22 protein-coding genes are annotated in these 12,778 nt (G+C 42.6%); 3 read left to right on the plus strand and 19 right to left on the minus strand.

The window, feature by feature from the left end; translation table 11 throughout:
* The first annotated feature begins 291 nt into the window (after positions 1-291).
* Complete coding sequence (locus MHH86_RS25275; RefSeq protein ID WP_342479477.1) at positions 292-1,512, plus strand: hypothetical protein; 1,221 nt, start codon at positions 292-294, stop codon at positions 1,510-1,512.
* Between the two features lie 16 nt (positions 1,513-1,528).
* Here the strand turns inward: MHH86_RS25275 and MHH86_RS25280 are convergent, their stop codons facing one another.
* From MHH86_RS25280 to MHH86_RS25305, 6 genes are all read right to left on the minus strand, one after another.
* The gene (locus MHH86_RS25280; RefSeq protein WP_342479478.1) at positions 1,529-1,732 is read right to left on the minus strand and encodes a helix-turn-helix domain-containing protein; all 204 of its coding nucleotides are present in this window, start codon (positions 1,730-1,732) and stop codon (positions 1,529-1,531) included.
* Positions 1,733-1,772: 40 nt separating this feature from the next.
* Complete coding sequence (locus tag MHH86_RS25285) at positions 1,773-2,249, minus strand: ArpU family phage packaging/lysis transcriptional regulator (protein ID WP_342479479.1); 477 nt, start codon at positions 2,247-2,249, stop codon at positions 1,773-1,775.
* 66 nt (positions 2,250-2,315) lie between these two features.
* Positions 2,316-2,801, minus strand: a complete 486-nt coding sequence (locus MHH86_RS25290; protein WP_342479480.1) for a hypothetical protein — start codon at positions 2,799-2,801, stop codon at positions 2,316-2,318.
* 28 nt (positions 2,802-2,829) lie between these two features.
* A complete protein-coding gene (locus MHH86_RS25295; protein ID WP_155986620.1) occupies positions 2,830-2,982 on the minus strand; it encodes a hypothetical protein in 153 nt (50 codons plus the stop codon).
* Positions 2,972-3,475: a hypothetical protein gene (locus MHH86_RS25300; RefSeq protein WP_342479481.1), complete on the minus strand. Its 504-nt coding sequence runs from the start codon at positions 3,473-3,475 to the stop codon at positions 2,972-2,974. Before MHH86_RS25300 ends, MHH86_RS25295 begins: the two co-directional genes overlap by 11 nt.
* The gene (locus MHH86_RS25305) at positions 3,472-3,759 is read right to left on the minus strand and encodes a hypothetical protein (RefSeq protein WP_234540636.1); all 288 of its coding nucleotides are present in this window, start codon (positions 3,757-3,759) and stop codon (positions 3,472-3,474) included. Before MHH86_RS25305 ends, MHH86_RS25300 begins: the two co-directional genes overlap by 4 nt.
* Before the next feature lie 273 nt (positions 3,760-4,032).
* Between MHH86_RS25305 and MHH86_RS25310 the strand changes: the two genes are divergently transcribed.
* Positions 4,033-4,845: a nucleotidyltransferase domain-containing protein gene (locus MHH86_RS25310; RefSeq protein WP_076277314.1), complete on the plus strand. Its 813-nt coding sequence runs from the start codon at positions 4,033-4,035 to the stop codon at positions 4,843-4,845.
* A gap of 249 nt (positions 4,846-5,094) precedes the next feature.
* Here MHH86_RS25310 and MHH86_RS25315 read toward each other — a convergent pair whose 3' ends face one another.
* The 4 genes from MHH86_RS25315 to MHH86_RS25330 form a co-directional block, all read right to left on the minus strand.
* Positions 5,095-5,835, minus strand: a complete 741-nt coding sequence (locus tag MHH86_RS25315; RefSeq protein ID WP_036684279.1) for a site-specific DNA-methyltransferase — start codon at positions 5,833-5,835, stop codon at positions 5,095-5,097.
* A gap of 9 nt (positions 5,836-5,844) precedes the next feature.
* The gene (locus MHH86_RS25320) at positions 5,845-6,222 is read right to left on the minus strand and encodes a hypothetical protein (RefSeq protein WP_342479482.1); all 378 of its coding nucleotides are present in this window, start codon (positions 6,220-6,222) and stop codon (positions 5,845-5,847) included.
* Positions 6,219-6,689, minus strand: a complete 471-nt coding sequence (locus tag MHH86_RS25325) for a hypothetical protein (RefSeq protein WP_342479483.1) — start codon at positions 6,687-6,689, stop codon at positions 6,219-6,221. Before MHH86_RS25325 ends, MHH86_RS25320 begins: the two co-directional genes overlap by 4 nt.
* Before the next feature lie 142 nt (positions 6,690-6,831).
* Positions 6,832-7,209, minus strand: coding sequence for a hypothetical protein (locus MHH86_RS25330; RefSeq protein ID WP_342479484.1), 378 nt, complete (start codon positions 7,207-7,209; stop codon positions 6,832-6,834).
* Between the two features lie 103 nt (positions 7,210-7,312).
* On the opposite strand from MHH86_RS25330, the gene MHH86_RS25335 reads away from it, so the two are divergent.
* Positions 7,313-7,480, plus strand: a complete 168-nt coding sequence (locus tag MHH86_RS25335; protein WP_342479485.1) for a hypothetical protein — start codon at positions 7,313-7,315, stop codon at positions 7,478-7,480.
* Between the two features lie 86 nt (positions 7,481-7,566).
* Here MHH86_RS25335 and MHH86_RS25340 read toward each other — a convergent pair whose 3' ends face one another.
* The 9 genes from MHH86_RS25340 to MHH86_RS25380 all read right to left on the minus strand — a co-directional run bounded on the left by MHH86_RS25340 (position 7,567) and on the right by MHH86_RS25380 (position 12,774).
* Positions 7,567-7,731, minus strand: coding sequence for a hypothetical protein (locus MHH86_RS25340; RefSeq protein WP_342479486.1), 165 nt, complete (start codon positions 7,729-7,731; stop codon positions 7,567-7,569).
* 12 nt (positions 7,732-7,743) lie between these two features.
* Positions 7,744-8,391: a hypothetical protein gene (locus MHH86_RS25345; RefSeq protein ID WP_342479487.1), complete on the minus strand. Its 648-nt coding sequence runs from the start codon at positions 8,389-8,391 to the stop codon at positions 7,744-7,746.
* Between the two features lie 208 nt (positions 8,392-8,599).
* Positions 8,600-8,842: a hypothetical protein gene (locus MHH86_RS25350; protein WP_342479488.1), complete on the minus strand. Its 243-nt coding sequence runs from the start codon at positions 8,840-8,842 to the stop codon at positions 8,600-8,602.
* Positions 8,839-10,179 (minus strand): DnaB-like helicase C-terminal domain-containing protein, encoded by a 1,341-nt coding sequence (locus tag MHH86_RS25355; protein ID WP_342479489.1) that lies wholly within the window; start codon positions 10,177-10,179, stop codon positions 8,839-8,841. Before MHH86_RS25355 ends, MHH86_RS25350 begins: the two co-directional genes overlap by 4 nt.
* Entirely contained in the window at positions 10,172-10,585 is a 414-nt protein-coding gene (locus MHH86_RS25360; protein WP_342479490.1) for a hypothetical protein, read from the minus strand. Before MHH86_RS25360 ends, MHH86_RS25355 begins: the two co-directional genes overlap by 8 nt.
* Positions 10,515-11,435 (minus strand): hypothetical protein, encoded by a 921-nt coding sequence (locus tag MHH86_RS25365; RefSeq protein WP_342479491.1) that lies wholly within the window; start codon positions 11,433-11,435, stop codon positions 10,515-10,517. Before MHH86_RS25365 ends, MHH86_RS25360 begins: the two co-directional genes overlap by 71 nt.
* 20 nt (positions 11,436-11,455) lie before the next feature.
* A complete protein-coding gene (locus MHH86_RS25370) occupies positions 11,456-12,274 on the minus strand; it encodes a hypothetical protein (RefSeq protein ID WP_342479492.1) in 819 nt (272 codons plus the stop codon).
* 16 nt (positions 12,275-12,290) lie between these two features.
* Positions 12,291-12,479, minus strand: coding sequence for a TraR/DksA C4-type zinc finger protein (locus MHH86_RS25375; protein ID WP_342479493.1), 189 nt, complete (start codon positions 12,477-12,479; stop codon positions 12,291-12,293).
* Positions 12,469-12,774: a hypothetical protein gene (locus MHH86_RS25380; RefSeq protein ID WP_342479494.1), complete on the minus strand. Its 306-nt coding sequence runs from the start codon at positions 12,772-12,774 to the stop codon at positions 12,469-12,471. The genes MHH86_RS25375 and MHH86_RS25380 overlap by 11 nt, the downstream gene beginning before the upstream one ends.
* Positions 12,775-12,778 lie beyond the last annotated feature (4 nt).

Raw genomic sequence — 12,778 nt, forward strand, 5'->3', positions numbered from 1 at the left:
CGTATTTTATGCTCCCTCACCATCCCCTATAATTCCCTTAAATTAGCGTCAGCAAAGGGGTTATCCTTATTTTAATCCTTCGTAGTTTTTTGGTATCCCTTTAAATATTCTAAAGTTTAGCACCAGAATTAACACCAATTCCATCTCTTTAATAACTAGTTCATTTGGGCTTAAATAATTGATTAACTTTTAAAATGAAGGGGATAGGGAACCTTTGTAGAATTCATTTTTCATAGAATTTTTTATTGATAATTTTCATCACAAATATTATTTATAAAAGAAGGAGAAATTATGGGAATATCATTTGTTTCACAGGAAGTTGAGTATACAGTCCGAAAAATACTAACATTCTGCAAACTACATGAGATTGAAGTTCAATTTTATGATATTGAGGATCTAGAAGCTGAATATGATGAGGAAGTAATAATTACATATGATACCGAAATAGAAATAAGCCTACCTCGTACAGAAGACTTTCATGACCCTCTGTCAATTAAAGAATTAAACAACCTTATAGAAAACTCAATAAATTCAGAACTGATTGATGAATGTAAATTATTAAGTCCTACTTATAACTTGATATCAATAAGTTGTGATAACACTAACATATTTGATGAGAAGCTGTTTGATTATTGTCTGACTCAAAAGTGGAATGGAAAATATATATCAATTAAGTTCTTAAAGGGGTTAAGCAGTTACAATATAAAACTTACAATGGAAAACCTTTATGATAAGTATAACCCTCCGATGGGAGACAGAGATTTATTTATCGAGCTCGCTTCAACTGAACCATTAAGTATTAAGGAATTTGATGACATTTTAGAATCCTTTATTTATGAATGCGCAGCTTCACTCAATTTAAATATCTATGTTTACCCTAGGCCAACAACCTTAATGTATTGGGAAGACAACGATCCAAAACTCCCTGATATACGATTAAGACCATTAATGCAGGGAAGAGGTATTTCGGAAGTTTTGCGCATATATAATTCCTGTAATCAAATTCATGATGCTGAATATCTCATTTTAAATTACACAAAAGTTATTGAATATATATCTCAAACTGTATTACGAAAGGAAATGTTAGAATCTATTTCAAGAAAACTATATAGCCCTAAAACCCTAACCCCAGATGCAAACTACATTTTAGAACTCGAAAGGCTATTTGCCGAACACCGAAATAATCAAAAAGATAACCAGGCAATTAAACTAACAGTTTCGACATGTTGCGATATCATGGATATTGTAGTTTCAGCACCAAATTACTTGAAACGTATAAAGAAGTTAACATTGTCTAGTAGCCGAGAAGAACGAGCTAATTGTTTAGATGACTTAGCCAGTGCAATTTCTGATACTCGAAATATGATAGCTCATGCTAAGACAAACTATAATATAAAAGGCAAAGAGTGTCCCGACGATCAGCTTCATGATTTTGCTGATTGCTTAAAGGTCGTTGCAAGTCAGACAATTAGATGGTTTTCTATGCAACATGAAGACAGCAGAATCGTATAAAAAAAGCAGGGGCTAATTACCCCTGCTTTTCTACATTATCCCCCAAGAACCAATTAACGAATGGCTCCTTTGGGATCTTTATTGACCTTCCAATTTTGACGACGTGGAATTGCCCTGAATTGCATAAATCATAAGCTTGGTTTCTACCAATGGTTAGAAACTTCTGTATATCTTCTACCTTAAGAACTGGAGGCAGATCATCTATATTCAGCGTGCTCATATCATCACCTCAATTTATCATACTCTCAGAAATGGTTGTCTTATGACTTCTCTTTCCTTGAAGTACTCTTTAATCCCGATACTTCTTTAATAACTTGTATATTAAGGTTTAGCGCTAACTTGTAGAACGCCTTCCACTTTAGATGGTAATATGTCGCTTCACTTATTGGTCTTTCAAATGCGTTGTTATAAACGACATAATCGAAATCACAATCAGTATTTAGGTAACGCTCAGTAATCAATATGCGTTCGCGTCTCGGGAGTAACTTCACAGCCTCCTCGATCCTTTTGCAATACGCTCGGCGGGCTGCAGGTTCGTCGACATTGTAGGCAGCTATATTTCCTGTCTGGTCACTTGTCACGCCCGTATTACTCCTGGGAGTAGCAGACCATTCAGCCGTTGTTTTTACTTCTCTCTCTTCGAACAATGTTGACTTATATATCCGGTATTTCTCAAGCGCCGCATCTACTGCTGCCCGCGTTGACTTCCTGTCAAACTCAGGCAGCTCAAATGTCATCTGTGTCACCATATCACCTCAATCTGTGTAAAGAATCCCCCGACCGAAGCCGGGGCGTATATCATCTTAAAACGGCAGATCGTCTTTATTCTCAGGAATTACTGGACCATCTGTATCGTCCAAAGTGACTTGATTAGGGTCATCCAATTCAATCGTGCCGTCTGGATTAACCTTGCCTCGTACGCCTTCTCTTGGCTCTTCATGATCCTCTTCTTCGTCATCACCTCTGAACTCCTCAATGCTCATTTGAGATTCAGCGATTTCCAAGACTACATCTGATCCAGCCTTCCGGTAGAATTCATAGGAGTTTTCAGAGGATGTGTCACCCTTGACGATGAACTCCAGTACTGTCTTCTTGGCATCCTTCGTACTCTTACTGAACTCTGTAGTCAATGCCTGTTCTACGCCGTCAATGTTCAACACAACCACCGATCTCGTCATAGCATTAAGCTCAGGCTTCTTCTCGTCATCACCCTTTACGTGGAACTGTACAAGTTCCTTTTTGGAATCCTTCGTTTGCTTATTGAAATGCGCTGCTATTTGAATTTTCATTTATAATTACTCCTCTCAAATTTGGGTTTTATGAAAAAATAACGACTGCAGCTAGTGCCAGAATCCCTGCAATGCAGATTGCAGCCATATGCATGCTTCTTTCTCTGTTCCAGTCATTTTTGTCTATCGGAAATCCTAAAGATACTATGATTACAATTGCAAAGATGATCTTAATCCACATTGACGTCAGTTCCTTCCTCAATCACTTGATTACATGGACCGCAAAGCCAGATGTTAGCCTGACTCGGATGGGGTATGAGGTTCTGATTGTCACACTTAGGGCAATGAACAATTGAAGCTTCCTCCTTGGGTGCTGAGGTATCTGGGTAAAGGGTGGATAACATTGCGGATAAGTACGTGATAGGTTCTGTATGATCTACAACTTTTTGTGCAGCCTCTTTCAGTTGTTGTTCCCGTGCCTCTGCTGCGTCTGCGCGGTCTTCTGTTGCTGTCAGTTCATCATTGAGACCTCCCATTAAGCTACGAAGTCTTAGCAATTCTCTACCACGTCCCGACACGATCTCTTGGAGTTCTTTGGCTTCTTGGAGCCAGTATTGAAGTACCACAGCAACTGGTTCCCCTCTTAAAGTCTGTTCATTATGGTGGACTAGGTGCTTATTCTTCAGATAGCCTTGTACATCATCCATATCCTTTTGCCAGTCCCTTTGTGTCATTGGGCTTCCTCCCTTGCTGCTTCAAATCCACCACAAGACGTTAAGTCATCTTCTAAATAATCTGTCTTAGGAGGATCTCCTTCCCATACTGGAAAATAAGGTCTCGTTGTACAGCAACGCTTACCATCTTTCGTGTAAAAGAACCTGCAATCTTCGCACTTATCGACATGAGCGTCAGGACCTTCATTGTAGATTTCAGCGCAAGCTTGGCTGTCAGGAAATACAAACATGCAAGAGCTGCCGCTTACCGAACATGTAGAACCGTTAAATGCTGAACATGCCACGTTATATCCTCCTTGTGGGAGAGGAGGGCTATTAACCCTATCTGTCCCTGTATCTTCGTACTGTACAACAATTACTATGACTCTTGATGAAAAAGCTTTATTAAGCTAGCGGGCAGAATAGATATAGTTATGGTAATAACCAAGACCAGCTGCCGCGGATCCATCTGGCAACCTTGGCTAACTAGGGCAGAAGATAGATAGATAGATTGAAATATATGGTATTATAGTGTTTAGAAAAATCTAAAAATAAAAATTCATAATGGAGCGATCTTAATGTTGATCCAATCATTTGAAGACGAAATACTTGAGCGAACCTTGTCCATGTTTGTCGAAAATATCCGAGCCATTCTTAATAGAAAGTTGCGAAGCATTTACCTTTACGGTTCGGCCATCCACAATGATTTATCCCCGGGATACGGGGATTTGGATTTTCTCGTCGTAATTGGTGAGGACCTAAGCCAAAATGAAATCGAACTTTTAAGAAAACAAAGATCCAATTATAGATCATCCCTTCTTAGAAGATCCGTCGATAGACAGATCCCCAACCTCTATACTGATATGCTTGAGGGCGCCTTTCTCACGATTAATATGCTGAGTGGAGAAAAGGGCAGTGGCTTATGGTGGGGAACAAAGCGCGAAACCATCTGGACAGAAAATCAATTAGACCTGTTCACCCTGTACACGATCAAGGAGCAGAGTATCTTGTTGTATGGTGAGTCCCATCTAGACAATATTCCATCTTACTCGAAGGATGAGTTCATTCTCTTTTTTAAAGAATATACCAAGTGCATGCGGAAGTTTGGCAAGGGAAATAGCCTTCATTCCATTGACTGGCTCCTGTTAGCATCCAAATTTATAGCTTGGTGGCAGGAAGGTGTTATCCTGTCTAAAAGCCAAGCAGCAGATTGGGGGCTTTTACATCTTAGTGGCAGATGGAAAGATAATTTGAAGAGATGCAAGGAGCTAAGGAAGAATCCAACCATGGTATCACGTCTAGAGTATTCCGAATGGCTGAGTAATTTGGAGCCAGCCATTATTGAAGCATCACATGATCTAGACAGAGCTCTCGAAACAACTATTCACTAAAGTAGAATCTTTATATTCTTGTAAAAAACAACTTTTTTTTGCTAACGGGAAACGTTGGTTCAACAACTCAGCAGCAGTCTATGACTTTATTTTCTCGTTCAGAGATGCCTTCGTTTAAAAACCGACTCTCCCTTCTACTGCACCGTATTGTCTACTCTTTAGGAGAGGAGGGATACTCCTACTCCCTTAATGATCTGGTACGGCCCCCGCGTTGCTGGGTTTATGCTGTCGGACGATGGCCTTCGGCTCTTAGAACAACGTGAGCTGCATATTCTTCAACCGTTGCGTTCCGTCTGCAGCATGTCGTTTATCACGCTCAATTGCGATATAGTTCCTTCCAGTCCTTGATGCAGCTACAGCCGTTGTACAACTTCCAGCACAATTGTCTAGGACGGTTTCTCCTGGGTTTGTATAGGTCCGTATAAAGTATTCGCACAACTCCACAGGCTTCTGATTTGGATGGATTCGCTCAGGGTCATCGTTGTTAACTACTGGATAGTACAAGACGCTGCGCGGCAATCTCTCAGTCTTTCCAGCCTCGTTTGACCACGGTATGCCATCGCCATAAACAGATGATTTATGGTTGTTAGTCGCTGCATTCATTGGTTTATGTCCCTGACTCATTTGAGCGTTGTAGGTTGGAGGTCTTTTATAAAAGACCAGTATGTTTTCGTGAGCCTGCAGCGGCATCAGACTTTTGTTTAAGTGTCCTGTTGCCTTGTTCTTTTCCCATATCCATTCATATTTGAATAATTTCATATTGCTGGCTGCAAGTGCCTTATCAAATGGGGCTTTAGCAAATAAGACGATTGCTCCGTTATCCTTAATGATCCGTTCATATGCCATCCATAGCTGATCAAACGGCAGGATCGAATCCCAAGGGCTCTGCGTTGTGCCGTAAGGTAGGTCACAGAGGATCATGTCCACGCTGCCTGTCTTGATATTCGGGAATACGTCGAAGCAATCCGCGTTAATAATCTGATTCAGCATGCGTACCTCCTATTCTCGCGCCCCCTGTAGCGTGATATATGCCGCCTCTGCCCTCTCTCTGGGGGTGGCGGTGAGCAAATCACCGATATCTTCAAGATTTATTGATTCCCATCCGTCAATATCTTCAGGTTCTACAGCGTCCTTCCATTTGACAATAGATAGATTCCAAACATACATTTTTGCATCTACCTCTATAGCCTTTGCCTGTACCTCTAGGCTGGCAGCAGGATCAGTTGAAGGATGCCAGTCTGTAACTTTGCCGCGAAACTCATTTGTTTTCCCATCAAGCCACAAGAGCCTTATTCCATCCCATGCGTTTACCCATCCCAGTTGCTCAGCAAGAGCAAAGTCTAATTTTTCATCGATCATATCCTTTACCTGCGTCATAACTGTGCCTCCCCTTCCTCAAGGGTCTTGTCAAGGCATACAATCGCATTGTGGGAAACGATTTTTATGTCTCGCGTATTCGTCAGCAACGCCAATGTTTCAAAAGAGCCCTTCGAATTCTCCAGCGCCTCCCGTTGCCGGGCTATGGTCTGCCTTGCTTCAAATAGCTCCAAGCCCTTCTCTTTTGAGATACCGTCTGCTGCCTTCTGTGCGCTTTCTCTTCTTAATTCCAGTTTCTCTATATGCAGCTGCTTACGGGCTATGGTCTGTTGTGCCTCTCCCAATTCGTCGTTCTTACTAACAAATTCGTCTCGCCATTGCTTCGCTTCTCCTTGCCACTCATTGATTTGTTGTTGTGACTCTTCTAGAGCAGCCAGCAAGTCATGCACGTACTTTATTAACTGTCCTTTCTCTGCCACTCTGTACCAAAATTCAATCTCTTCTATCCGTTCTGGTGTCATACTCATTTGCCCCATACCACCTTATGGCATGACTTGCAAACTTCGAGTTCATTGCCGTTGAACTTATTTTTCATGACCAGTTCTGAATGTTTTTCCTCACAGAGTTGGCAGAGTGTCCGACCACATTCAGGGCATTTCTTGATTTCGGTCATATGACCTTACCTCCATGGCGTTGTGGTCGCGTTGCATTGTAAGCCATCTTTTCCTGAATTGCTTGTTCCAGATCAATTCCATAACGACCACAAGCGTCAAATACACGAATCACAATGTCTGCCAGTTCGGACGGTATACCGCATGGTTTCCAATCAGAGTTACGTTCTTCAGGATTACAGTAAGCTACGCCTGCTTTGGTTTCGTACCATACTTCTCTTGGTGAATGTCCATTCCGGAAATCTTCCAATGCTTCAGAAGCTTCCGAGTGGATAAGAGCAATGATTTCTCCGAAACTCCGTTCCTCATCCCACCAGCCCTTAGCCACTGCGTTATCGTGTGCTTCCTTCACCAATTCGTTAATAGGTTTACTCATACTGGCTATGCCTCCTAATTTATTTTTTCTGAGTGTTATAAACCGTTCCATATGATCTATTGAATTAGCGAAACACAAAAATAACTTTTTGGAGGGATTCTAAATGAATCTTCAATATGGAAAAATTAAACATGATAAATTGGAATATCAGGACCTACTCGATCAATTAGAAGCTTGCTTAACTGCTGCTGTATTAACAAATGAATATAGATACGAAGCTCGCCTAAGAGATCAAATCAAACGACTTGAGAGAAATCGATTATCAGATTAATTTTCTGTACTCACCATCACAATTTCCCAGTGGTAAATGGGGGCACTGCAGAAGCAGTAGCCCTCAGTTATCAACGATGCTCTCTCTCATCTTGGATACACCGCCTTGATTTTGTGATTGACCTTGCTCATATGTCTTTTCCGTCTCCGCTGAATTTCAGCAAGAGCATTGTTTTTGTATATTGGCGCAGCTCCGTCATCGTTAAAGGCAATTTCGTAAAGCTGTCCAAGCGTTGCTTTTTTCCAGTTCACCCCTGCACCTCCCTAAAATAAGAACTGTTGTTCCTTCAGATGAGTGTGACTGCCCGCCGCCGCAGGCTTCCCTGTGCGTTTGGTTGTTTGTGATTTTTCATTGTTTGTTACAGGAGCCTTGGCTTCCGGGCTTATAATGGCTTTAATTATTCGCTGTTGATAAGATGTATATAATTCCAAACTACCGCCATTCTTGACCGCGTAAAGCGCCTGAGCGATCTTAGCAATGATGTAAGCGTCCGTGACGTTGTCACTACTGTGTTCGTATCCGTAATGCTCTAGCACACCTGCAGCCACATGCTTCTTTTTTTCAGAGCTCGTCACCCGTTGGTTCCGGTTCACAAACCCCTTGGTCCGCTGTGGGTTAACATCTACAAATTCAAGTCCTTTGCGGTAAAGCATCGAGCGCAGTCCGCCGTGAATCATTCCCGTGGTCACACCTCTTTGCGTTTTCTTGGCTGACTCTTCTATAGCAACGATATCCCCGGGCTTCAGGAGGTTGTATAGCTTGTTTTCCAGCGACACCAACATGCCGATGCTTATCCCTCCCGGCACTCGTTTGCCCACGCCCTTGACGTCTGTCGCCACAAGGACATTGCCCTCTTCATCCAGTGCAACAAATCCGGTTGTCGTGGCTGGGTCAATACCTACAAAGCGCATATCCTCACTCCTTCCGACTCCAAGGAATCAAGAAACTGATGCTCATATATGTTAATCGTGCAGAATATGCGATTCGCTTTTTATAGTAAAGGTGTGTTTCTTGTCTCACTGCTTCAAAGTGTTCTTGACACAATGGCACTAGCGCCCATGTATGTGTACCTGCTGAATGGCAATTAGGACATCTGCATTCTTCCATCTTCCCTCCCCCCTATTTGAATTCTTGATACGCAACCCCTGCAGCCTTGTATAGCTTGATGCGTTCTGGGTCTGTAAGCAGTATCTGACCGCGCCTATATTCAAGAATGCGCTGCTCAACGAAGTCATAGGTAATCCGCAGCTTTACCTTCTTTGCTAAATCAAGTAAGGGATCTTCCAGATCAATAGAAATTGTAACCATCCATGAGAGCGATTTTTCATAGGCTGCTTCATCTTCGATTTTTTTGTTGCTCATGATGCAAGCCCTTTGTCTTTGCGCTTTTGTTTAATTTTTTCGTCGATATTAAGGAGAGACTGGCATGGCTTATCAAAAACCATACTTACAGTGCCTGTACCAACATTTCTTCCTTTAGCTACAATCAAATCCATCAATCCTTTACGACTGCTATCAGCATTGTAATAATCGTCACGGTACAAGAAAATCACCACATCAGCATCACTCTCAATATTCCCGCAATCTCGTATGTCGGACATAACTGGACGTTTGTCATTGCGTTCATCCACTTTACGGCTTAATGCTGCCAAGCATACAACCGGAATATCAAAATCACGTGCTATTTGCTTCAACTCATAGCTGATATATTTATACATTTCGCGCTCGCTACCAAATGATTTCTCGCTACGTAGATGTTGTAGATAATCAACGTAAAGTGTAAGTTTCGGGAACTTACGAATCAGCTTTGCTACATTTCGGCGGATAGATTCTACTGTTGGGGCTGATGTATCATCAATAAATATCTCTCTTCCTTCGATGATTTCAGCGGCATATCCATAACGTTCCCAATCTCCATTTGTCATCTTCCCAGATTTCATGCGTGCCAATTCTAACCGGCTGGCTGCAGCTATCATCCGTTCTAAGATGTTCATGTCTCCATCTTCACCTGATATAAGCAACGCTGCTGATCCATCCGCTGTAGAAGCAAGAATTTCGTTACAGATATAGGCTGTCTTCCCTACAGATGGCCGTGCACCGACAACAATGAAGTCTCCGTCCTGATGCCCTTTGGTCAGATCATTTAGATCATTCGAGCAGCTTTTTCGTCCTGTAACTCCTCCAGGGTTCTGCGAGCGTTTGATGATAACTGACGTATGCCTTTTAATTAGGTCGGATATTCGTACCAATTCTCCACCGTCAGAAGTTCTAGCTTGAATCTCTTCGATTCGGACTATTTGGCTTTTCATATCATCCAGAGATCCACCTGAATAAATTTCACGCGCTGCCCTCTCTGTTTCTCGCTGGACATGTGCTTCGTTGACTATTCCCATGTAGTGCTTAAACATTGATGCTGATGACTCGGGTACACTCCTTGATATATCTATCAGCGCTATACCTCCGCCGATCTTATTAAGATCTTCCCCCCAATGCTTAATCATGTCAGGGATATAAAAAGGATCTTTTCTATCAGCAAACCTTTTGTAGGCGTTTTGCAATACCTGGAGAATAAGCCCATTGTTCCATTCTGGATTGAAGCTGTCTTCTCTCAGTACACACTCTTCCATGAGAGACTTATCTTTAATGATTGCTCCAAGAACGTTTATTTCAGCTTCATATAGGTAGTTGTAATTATTCAACGTTGTCGTCACCACCTACCAACCGCTTTTTCCCTAATCGCTCCAGCAGTTCATGAATATGGTCCGGCATTGGTATAACCTCGTTGCTCTCGTGGTACTCCAGCAGCGCAAGCTGTTCCTGCTGTCTCTCCTGCGCCTGTATGTCGTAAATGGATAATTGCGGTTTGTTGTTGATGATGTCCGCTATTTTCGGTTCAAATTGACTGGTATCAATGTGCTTATCCAATGCCTGGACAGCTTGCTCAATTGTTATCCCGTTTGCAGACAACCGTTGTTGCCATAACTGAGCGGTTGGAGCGTTAATGACGTTCCCGTAATCATCCTCCTCAAATATGTTAACGAAGGCGGGGTATGCTATTTGGATTCTCGATAGAAGGGCTGCCGTCTGTTCGAGCGTTATTACCAAGCTCAACACCCCCTGTAAATAGTTTTTTCATACCTTTAAAATTGCTGGTTGCCTGCTGCGATTTGTTTTTATATCCGTCCTTTTTCTTGGTAAGGTAATCTACGTATCTTTCCCGAACCCATCCGCCTTTTTTGAAAGTGGCATAATCGCTCAAATACGGCTTTCCGTTTGAAACCTTGTATGAACTAAGCGTTTGAATCATCCACGTTACCGCTTCTTCTCCCAATTCATTCACAATTTTTTCGTACTCAGTTTGTTTAAGCCAGACTTCGTCATCGAATTCAACCTTATCAACCCGGCTTTTTTTAACTTGAGCCTCGGATATTTTAGGCATCTTCTTCCCCCCTATGGGTTTTAAACATTCTTCTTTAATACCTTTTTCTTTCTTTGGTTGCTGTGCTGGTTGCTCTGCTGGTTGATTGGGAAAATCCTGCTGGTTGCTATCGCCCTCAAAGCCTTGCGGGGCAAGGGGTTCTGCTGGTTGCTCAGGAAAATCCTGCTGGTTTCTCTGCTGGTTATTCTGCTGGTTAGTTGAAGGGGTATATTCGAAGGCATAAACAGTGAATTTATTGAACTTTTGAGTCCTCCGAATGAACCCTTCAGCAACCAGTTTTTTAACCAGTGTTTTCAATCTTTGATCTGTAATGTCCAGCCTTCTGCACCAAGCAGGGCGACCAAATATGAATTCTTTTTGATGGATCGTTACCTCAATGCCTTCGATAGTTCGCTTTTCAGGCTTTTCAGCATACCGAGCAAGGAAGTACATTTCACAGAAGACCATCCAATAGTCTTTATCACGCCTTAGCCAGTGGTTTTGCAACTCGCGTCCGATCTGGATGTAACCACTCATACTACCTCACCTGCTTTACTTTAAAAGGGCAGTTTGTCATCCCCGTGCTGCTGAAAGTGGTCAAAAATCCAATCGGTCAAACGTTCAGCGTCGTTTCCCTCATCTGCTACAGGAGGTGTGCCCATCCAGCACTTAATAATTTCAGTTACCTCTGATCGGATATTCGATGGAACATCCTTCTGCGGCTCTGGTTCTTCTACGTATCCATTGACTAGAGCTGATAGAAAAATCATCACTCGAACTTTGCCTGGCTCTGTTCGACCATGCTCCGTCCATTCTAAAAGTTCGCTCACTCCATAGCGTTCTTCGTCCTCATCTGCAGCCGTGAAAAACCTACTCGCTATAGCCGCATATGATATTCCTTTAATGATTAATTCATCAAGTTCAGCAGCCACTTCCCTTGGTAGTTGTACTTTCTTGCTGTTACGCCAAGATCCCAATTCCCACTCTAGCTGTTGAATACGTTCCTTAAGCGCTCCGATATAACGCGGGGCATAATTCACTTCATACTCACCGTTACGAAGCTTTTCATTTTCTTCTTTAACTCGGTTGATCACCTTGTCCTGTTCCTGGATTGTCCGAGCAGCCTCAGCCAATCCCTCAATCATTTTGACATTCTGCCGAAGAACATCGGCTTGAGCTGGTAGGTCACCTATTACAACATAACTCTCATAAGGAACGATTTGCCCTGAGTGAATCCCTTCTATGATCTGTACACTTCGGCATGGATTAAGCGACTGAATGGTACGGTTTTTGTCGTTCAAATACCGAGCAATGTAATTTCCAGCAGGAGCATCCCCGCTGCTTCTTTTGCTTAGAATCTTTATTTCAATTGGCATCTGCTGCACCTCTATTTCATAGTTTTTTGATTCTATATTTCCGATCCTTGCGATCCCTGCCGCTAGTCAGCTCACCATAACAGCGAGGACATACCCGAGTGCGTCCAATGTATTCCTCGCGTTCTGGATTAATCTCTTGACCACATACCTTGCAATCTGGACTAAGGACGTGTATCTCTACTTGTGCGATGGGTTCATTTCTCATAGAGATGATCCCTGAAATCTACCGCCCACTGTTTGCCATCCTTCGTGTAATCAATCCAGTTGTGGCAGGTCCCAGTATTAACACTAGGACCACAGAGCATCGCCACATCCTTCACAGTCGTTTTACCGTCGATCTGCCAGCGCCTGATTAGATGGGCACACTGTAAGCCTTTGATGCTCCCGCAGCGTTCACAGCGTCCACCTGATCGTTCCATAGCTGCGTTGTATACCTCAGATGTAATCTTGCCTCGCTTTTTGGCGGTGGGCTTATTTCGTTTATGATTTGGCTTCTTCACTGGG

It is taken from the genome of Paenibacillus sp. FSL F4-0097 (assembly GCF_038593125.1).
GTDB lineage: Bacteria > Bacillota > Bacilli > Paenibacillales > Paenibacillaceae > Paenibacillus_AQ > Paenibacillus_AQ odorifer.

Excerpts from the sequence above, each read along its gene's own strand:
- MHH86_RS25315 (WP_036684279.1), bottom strand. The coding sequence starts at position 5,835 with ATGCTGAATCAGATTATTAACGCGGATTGCTTCGACGTATTCCCGAAT.
- MHH86_RS25370 (WP_342479492.1), bottom strand. The coding sequence starts at position 12,274 with ATGCCAATTGAAATAAAGATTCTAAGCAAAAGAAGCAGCGGGGATGCT.
- MHH86_RS25285 (WP_342479479.1), bottom strand. The coding sequence starts at position 2,249 with ATGACATTTGAGCTGCCTGAGTTTGACAGGAAGTCAACGCGGGCAGCA.
- MHH86_RS25310 (WP_076277314.1), top strand. The coding sequence starts at position 4,033 with ATGTTGATCCAATCATTTGAAGACGAAATACTTGAGCGAACCTTGTCC.
- MHH86_RS25290 (WP_342479480.1), bottom strand. The coding sequence starts at position 2,801 with ATGAAAATTCAAATAGCAGCGCATTTCAATAAGCAAACGAAGGATTCC.
- MHH86_RS25350 (WP_342479488.1), bottom strand. The coding sequence starts at position 8,842 with ATGAGCAACAAAAAAATCGAAGATGAAGCAGCCTATGAAAAATCGCTC.
- MHH86_RS25275 (WP_342479477.1), top strand. The coding sequence starts at position 292 with ATGGGAATATCATTTGTTTCACAGGAAGTTGAGTATACAGTCCGAAAA.
- MHH86_RS25375 (WP_342479493.1), bottom strand. The coding sequence starts at position 12,479 with ATGAGAAATGAACCCATCGCACAAGTAGAGATACACGTCCTTAGTCCA.
- MHH86_RS25300 (WP_342479481.1), bottom strand. The coding sequence starts at position 3,475 with ATGACACAAAGGGACTGGCAAAAGGATATGGATGATGTACAAGGCTAT.
- MHH86_RS25335 (WP_342479485.1), top strand. The coding sequence starts at position 7,313 with ATGAATCTTCAATATGGAAAAATTAAACATGATAAATTGGAATATCAG.
- MHH86_RS25330 (WP_342479484.1), bottom strand. The coding sequence starts at position 7,209 with ATGAGTAAACCTATTAACGAATTGGTGAAGGAAGCACACGATAACGCA.
- MHH86_RS25345 (WP_342479487.1), bottom strand. The coding sequence starts at position 8,391 with ATGCGCTTTGTAGGTATTGACCCAGCCACGACAACCGGATTTGTTGCA.
- MHH86_RS25365 (WP_342479491.1), bottom strand. The coding sequence starts at position 11,435 with ATGAGTGGTTACATCCAGATCGGACGCGAGTTGCAAAACCACTGGCTA.
- MHH86_RS25280 (WP_342479478.1), bottom strand. The coding sequence starts at position 1,732 with ATGAGCACGCTGAATATAGATGATCTGCCTCCAGTTCTTAAGGTAGAA.
- MHH86_RS25325 (WP_342479483.1), bottom strand. The coding sequence starts at position 6,689 with ATGAGTATGACACCAGAACGGATAGAAGAGATTGAATTTTGGTACAGA.
- MHH86_RS25295 (WP_155986620.1), bottom strand. The coding sequence starts at position 2,982 with ATGTGGATTAAGATCATCTTTGCAATTGTAATCATAGTATCTTTAGGA.
- MHH86_RS25320 (WP_342479482.1), bottom strand. The coding sequence starts at position 6,222 with ATGACGCAGGTAAAGGATATGATCGATGAAAAATTAGACTTTGCTCTT.